Source organism: Colwellia sp. BRX9-1 (genome assembly GCF_014077195.1).
In the GTDB taxonomy this organism is placed as follows: domain Bacteria; phylum Pseudomonadota; class Gammaproteobacteria; order Enterobacterales; family Alteromonadaceae; genus Colwellia_A.
Map to the genome: position 1 here is coordinate 1 of NZ_JACGVM010000102.1, position 263 is coordinate 263.

The 263-nt window shown below is 42.6% G+C and carries 1 protein-coding gene; it reads right to left on the reverse strand.

The features are described from left to right. Nucleotides 1-263: hypothetical protein (locus H4J76_RS20355; protein WP_182231157.1), on the reverse strand; the 263-nt coding region annotated here is incomplete at both ends.

The following is a 263-nucleotide window of genomic DNA, read 5'->3' on the forward strand; positions in this document are numbered from 1 at the left end:
TAACTACCATCTGCATTTAAAGTTAACTCACCTTCGGTGAGGGTAACGGTGTCACCTGCACTATATGTATTACCATCAACAGTAAAGCTGGTGACGGTCATTGGACCGTCTGCTGTTTCAGCATTGTCTAAAACATTGCCTGTGGCTGTTGTATCTTCTGCAACAGTGACAGTTTCATTATCATCGCTCAGATCAGAAACTGGAGTTACTGAAATCGTTAAGGTAGAAGTCTGTGTATCACCTGCACCGTCAGTAACAATGTA